Annotated in this window: 4 protein-coding genes and 1 pseudogene; 4 read left to right on the top strand and 1 reads right to left on the bottom strand. The window is 73.2% G+C overall.

Translation table 11 applies throughout. The features are described 5' to 3' along the window. Positions 1 to 633, bottom strand: a 633-nt coding sequence (locus tag AC51EU_RS26110; protein WP_496269534.1) for a hypothetical protein, incomplete at its 3' end; no start/stop codon positions are given. Positions 634 to 924: 291 nt separating this feature from the next. Between AC51EU_RS26110 and AC51EU_RS26105 the strand changes: the two genes are divergently transcribed. The 4 genes and pseudogenes from AC51EU_RS26105 to AC51EU_RS26090 all read left to right on the top strand — a co-directional run. Then, the gene (locus AC51EU_RS26105) at positions 925 to 1,734 is read left to right on the top strand and encodes a S1 family peptidase (protein WP_496269533.1); all 810 of its coding nucleotides are present in this window, start codon (positions 925 to 927) and stop codon (positions 1,732 to 1,734) included. 111 nt (positions 1,735 to 1,845) lie between these two features. Further along, positions 1,846 to 2,427, top strand: coding sequence for a class F sortase (locus AC51EU_RS26100; RefSeq protein WP_496269532.1), 582 nt, complete (start codon positions 1,846 to 1,848; stop codon positions 2,425 to 2,427). Positions 2,428 to 2,583: 156 nt separating this feature from the next. Then, positions 2,584 to 5,124, top strand: coding sequence for an aminopeptidase N (gene pepN, locus AC51EU_RS26095; protein ID WP_496269531.1), 2,541 nt, complete (start codon positions 2,584 to 2,586; stop codon positions 5,122 to 5,124). A gap of 176 nt (positions 5,125 to 5,300) precedes the next feature. Further along, positions 5,301 to 5,887: pseudogene (locus AC51EU_RS26090) on the top strand (hypothetical protein); the annotation flags it as partial.

Raw genomic sequence — 5,887 nt, 5'->3', positions numbered from 1 at the left:
ACGCCCGGCGGTGTACGCGTCGTACGCCTGGGGGCTGGTGAACCACGGCGAGGGGTCCTCCCCGAAGAACCGCGCGCGGGAGGCCAGGACGTAACCGAACTCCTCCGGGGTGAGATAGCCCAGCTTCTGGGAGAAGGGGCCGTGCTCCCGGTAGGCGTCCAGCAGGAGCCAGCCCGCGCCCAGATAGGTGGCGGCGGTGTCGGTGAGGATCTCGTTGCCGGGGGTGCCGGGGAACGCGAGGTCCAGGCGGTGCAGATAGACGTGGGTCACCTCGTGGGCCAGGGCGGCGCCGATGTCCTCGCGGTGGTCACGGAAGCGGGAGTTGAGCTCGATGAAGTACTCCGGTCCCGCGGTGAGTTCGATGTGGGCGGCGTGCTCCATGGTGCGGAAGGAGACCACCATCCGGGCGTCCGGGAGCCGTAGGTGGCGCACCATCACCCGGGCCACGCGCTGGGCGCCCAGGTGGAGGTCCTCGCTGTCGTCGAAGGCGACGTCGGAGGGGAGCACGCTGGTGTCGAAGGTGGCGACGGTGTCGCGGGACAGCCGCCGGTAGAGCGCCGTGACGGCGGCGCGCACCGTGTCGAGGTGCGGGAATCCGTGCTCGATCGCCCTTCCGGGGCCGCTCGTTGCCACCCGGTCACTGTACGGTCCGGCGACCCGGAGCGGCGGGGTGCGCGGCGGGACGGAAGGGGCCCCGGGGGAAGCGGAAGGCCGGAATCTCCCCGGTGGTGGCCGGATATGAGCCCTTGTCACTCTGGCCGCACTGTTCACATAATCGCACAACGCTTCACGGATTCATCCCCACTGGGTCCGGATGCCTCGTGCTGTGCCGCCCCCCTCCCGCGCATCGTCCGGCGGCGCACCGGCTCCGGTGTGGCATGGGCTCGTCAAGGAGTGTTCAGCCCCCCACGAGAGGAAAGTCCGTTGCGCACCCACCTCAAGCACCTCAAGAGAAGCGCTGCGATCGGTGCCGCCGCCCTCGGCGCGCTCAGCCTGGTGCCCGCCACCGCGTTCGCCGCCCCCGCCCCGCAGCCCACCGGCGACGTCCAGACCAGGGTCGTCGGCGGTACCAAGGCCAAGCAGGGCGAATTCCCCTTCATGGTCCGCCTCTCCATGGGCTGCGGCGGCGCCCTCTACACCAAGAACATCGTGCTGACCGCCGCCCACTGTGTCGACGGCAGCGGACCGGACAGCTCCGTCACCGTGACCGGCGGCGTCGCCGACCTCCAGGACCCCAAGGCCGTCAAGGTCAAGTCCACCGAGATCCTCCAGGCCCCCGGCTACGACGGCAAGGGCAAGGACTGGGCGCTGATCAAGCTCGCCAAGCCGATCGACCAGCCCACCCTCAAGATCGCCCAGAACGAGACGTTCAACAAGGGCGACTTCACCATCGCCGGCTGGGGCGCCGACCGCGAGGGCGGCAACCAGCAGCGCTACCTCCTCAAGGCCACCGTGCCCTTCGTCGACGAGGCCACCTGCCTCAAGGCGTACGGCAACGAACTCACCCCCGGCGAGGAGCTCTGCGCCGGCAAGCTCGACACCGGTGGCGTCGACACCTGCCAGGGCGACTCCGGCGGCCCGATGTTCCGCAAGGACGACAAGGGCGCCTGGATACAGGTCGGCATCGTCTCCTGGGGCGAGGGCTGCGCCCGCCCCGGCAAGCCCGGCGTCTACACCAAGGTGAGCACCTTCGCCAAGGACATCCAGCAGGCCGCGCAGAAGCTCGGGGCCTGACACCGCACCGGAGCCGGGACGGGCGGCCGACCGCCCCCCGGCTCCGGGCCGTCCGGCAGATGACCGAAGAGGCGATGGCCCACCCGGCGGCCACTGCGTAGCGTCGGCCGGATGAGCACCACGTCCCGCAGCGGCACCGTGCCGGACCGCTCCGACCGCCGGGCGACGCTCCTCGCCGCACTGCTCCTCGCGGTGTCCGCGGGGACCCTCGCCCTGGTGCTGGCCGGCGACCGCGAACCGTCCCTGTGCCCCCTCCCCGCCCCACGGCCCGCTCCCGTCGCGATCGACATCCCCGCCGCCGGCGTCCACGCCTCCGTCCTCCGGCTCGGCGGGCCACCCGGCCCCACACCGCCCGCACCCGACGGCAGCGCCGGCTGGTATGAAAGCAGCGCCCGGCCCGGCACCACCGGAACCACCGTCATCACCGGCCTCGACGCCGCCCGCCACGGCCCCGCCGTCTCCGGCGGCCTGCGCGCACTGCGGCCCGGCGACCTCATCGACATCACCCGCGGCGACGGCAGCCACCGCCGCTTCACCGTCCGCCGCGTCACCACCGACACCCCGCCTCCGGGACACCGGACCGCCTCCCGCGCCCCGCTGCTGCGGCTGATCGGCAGTGACGGGACACCGGGGGGCCGCGCGCGTTCCGCGGGCGAGGTCATCGTGGACGCCGGGCCGGCCGGGGACGGTTGACGGGCCGTTCGGCGGCGGTGCGCGGGACGGGCCTTTCCGCCGTGACGCAGGGGCCCGTTCGATGTGGCCTGCGGTACGTCACCGCGCCGACCTGCGCGGGAGCGGGTTATCCACAGGCCCGTGCGGCTTCGACCGCTGTGCGGCAGCATGGGGCCCATGCCCGCACTGCAGCGCGACGAGGCGCAGACCCGAGCCCGACTCATCGACGTCCACCGCTACGAGATCCACCTCGATCTCACCGGGGGAGAGGAGCACTTCGGCTCCCGTACCACGATCCATTTCACCGTCCGGGAACCCGGCGACACCTTCGTCGAGCTCAAGCCCGTCACCCTGCACTCCGCCACCCTCGACGACCGTCCCCTCGACCCCGGCGGCCTCACCGGTAACCGCCTCCCCCTCGCCGGGCTCGACGCCGGCCCGCACACCCTGCGGGTCGACGCCACCATGCGCTACTCCTGCACCGGCGAGGGCATGCACCGCTTCACCGACCCCGCCGACGACGAGACCTACGTCTACACCCAGCTCTTCCTGGACGACGTCCAGCGGGTCTTCGCCGCCTTCGACCAGCCCGATCTCAAGGCCGTCTTCGACCTGACCGTCACCGCGCCCGCCGGGTGGACCGTCCTCGGCAACGGCCTCGCCACCCAGGACACCCCCGGCCGGTGGACCCTCGCCCCCACGCCCCGTATCAGCACCTATCTCGTCGCCGTCGCCGCCGGCCCCTGGCACTCCGTCCGCACCGAGCACGCCGGGCTCCCCTTCGGACTCCACTGCCGCCGCTCCCTCGCCCCCCACCTCGACACCGACGCCGGTGAACTCCTCGACATCACCCGCCGCTGCTTCGACCGCTACCACGAGATCTTCGACGAGCCCTATCCCTTCGACTCCTACGACCAGGCGTTCGTCCCCGAGTTCAACGCCGGCGCCATGGAGAACCCCGGCCTCGTCACCTTCCGCGACGAATACGTCTTCCGCTCCGCCGTCACCGACACCGAACGCCAGACCCGCGGGGTGACCATCGCCCACGAGATGGCCCACATGTGGTTCGGCGACCTCGTCACCCTCCAGTGGTGGGACGACATCTGGCTCAACGAGTCCTTCGCCGAGTACATGGGCGTCCAGGTCCTCGCCGAGGCCACCCGCTTCACCGGCACCTGGACCGACTTCGCCGTCGCCCGCAAGGGCTGGGGCTACGACGCCGACCAGCGCCCGTCCACCCACCCTGTCGCCCCCACCCCCGAGGACGTCCCCGACACCGCCTCGGCCCTCCTCAACTTCGACGGCATCTCCTACGCCAAGGGCGCCTCCGCCCTGCGCCAGCTCGTCGCCTGGATGGGGGAGAAGGACTTCCTCGCCGGGGTCAACGACCACTTCGCCCGCCACCGTTTCGGCAACGCCACCCTCGCCGACTTCGTCGACTCCCTCGCCCGTGCCACCGACCGCGACGTCCACGCCTGGGCCGACGCCTGGCTGCGTACGACCGGCATCGACACCCTCACCCCCACCGTCACCACCGACCACGGCACCTGGCGCCTGGACGTCGCCCACACCGGCGGCCGCCCGCACCGCGTCACCGTCGGCACCTACACCCACGACCCCGCCGAACCCACCCGCCTCGCCCCCCGCGACCACTTCCCGCTCGACGTCCCCGCCCACGACGGCACCACCACCCGCTCCCTCCCCGCCCCCGCACCCGATCTCGTCGTCCTCAACGACGGCGACCTCACCTACACCAAGGTCCGCTTCGACCGCCGGTCCTGGGACACCGCGGCCCGCTCCCTCTCCGGCCTCCCCGACCCCCTCACCCGCGCCGTCGTCTGGAACGCCGCCCGCGACCTCGTCCGCGACGGCGAACTCCCGCCCGGCGCCTACCTGGAGTGCGTCCGCGCCCACCTCCCGCACGAGAGCGACCTCGCCGTAGTCCGCGGCGTCCTCGCCTTCGCCCGTACCGAGATCGCCGACCGCTACCTCCCCGCCGACCGGCGCCCGGACGCCCTCACCACCCTCGGCGCCGTCGCCCGCGACCTCCTGCGCCGCACCGAGGGCCCCGAGCAGAGCCCCGCCGCCGGCCTGCGCCTGACCGCCGTACGGGCCTTCATCGACAACGCCACGAGCCCCGAGGGCATCCAGGACTGGCTCGACGGCGGCAGCGTCCCCGGCGGCCCCGTCCTCGACCCCGAACTCCGCTGGCGCATCCTCGCCCGCCTCGCCGTCCTCGGCGCCACCACCCCCGACGCCATCGACGCCGAACTCGCCCGCGACCCCAGCGCCACCGGCCGCGAGGGCGCCGCCCGCTGCCGCGCAGCGCTCCCCGACCCCGCCGCCAAGCAGGCCGCCTGGGACGCCCTGTTCACCACCGACGAGTCCGCCGACCTCTCCAACTACCTCTTCACCGCCACCGCCACCGGCTTCTGGTCCGCCGAACAGCACGAGCTGCTCCGCCCCTACACCGCCCGCTACTTCACCGACGTCCTGCCGCTCGCCGCCCGCCGCGGCCCGGCGCTCGCGGTCGCCGCGGGCCGCTACGCCTTCCCGGACATCTTCGTCGAGGAGGAGACCCTCCGCCTCGGCCGCGCATGCCTGGACGGCGGCGACCCCACACCGGCCCTGCGCCGCAAGCTCGTCGACCAGCTCGACGACCTGGAACGCGCCCTGCGGGTGCGCACGGCCGGCAGTACGTCCGGCTCCACCGCCTGACCTCGGCATACGCCATCCGGGGTACCGCCGGAGCACGACCGGCGGTACCCCGAACATCTGCGGCACATCCGTCCCACGTACGAGTGGAACCACTGGAACCAATTGAGTCACACGGCATAAGGGAAGTAACTTAGGGATACCTAACGTCCCAACTTCCCGCACAGAAGGGCACATTGATGCCTGTGCCCGGCTCCGACGCCGCCCTGGCAGGCGGTACGCACGGCCCGCGCGTGCTCCGTCCCCTGCTCGACACCGTCCTCGACGCCCTCGCCACCGGAGCCGCCGACCGCGCCGGCCCCCTCCCGCCCGGCGGGCCCGAGGCCGTCGCCGACGCCGTACGCACCGCCTGCGCCCCGCTCCTCCCCGACCACGGCACCGGCGCGCACACCGCTCTGCGCACCCTCGTACACGCCGTCACCATCGGTGCCGCCGATCCCGCCGACCCGTACTGCGCCGCCCATCTGCACTGTCCGCCGCTGGCCCTCGCCACCGCCGCCGACCTCGCCGCATCCGCCCTCAACCCCTCCCTGGACTCCTGGGACCAGGCCCCCGCGGCCTCCGCCCTCGAAGCCCTCACCACCCGTGAGCTGGCCGCACTGGTCTTCGCGCCGGGGGAGGGGGAGGAGCACGACGGCCGGAGGGGCGAGAGGCCGGGGGCTCCTGCCGGGGGCTCGTCCGGGGGCGCCCCTGGGGCGGTGGCCGGGCAGCCGGAGGGAACGCGCGTGACCCGCCCGGCCGACGTCGCTCCCCCCGTCGGGGGTGC

This window comes from Candidatus Streptomyces philanthi, from assembly GCF_059553635.1.
Note: the sequence above shows the minus strand (reverse complement) of the source record. Positions and strands in the feature narration are given on the sequence as shown.

What these genes read in the sequence shown, in the direction of transcription:
- AC51EU_RS26100 (WP_496269532.1), top strand. Translation starts at nt 1,846, where the DNA reads ATGAGCACCACGTCCCGCAGCGGCACCGTGCCGGACCGCTCCGACCGC.
- pepN (WP_496269531.1), top strand. Translation starts at nt 2,584, where the DNA reads ATGCCCGCACTGCAGCGCGACGAGGCGCAGACCCGAGCCCGACTCATC.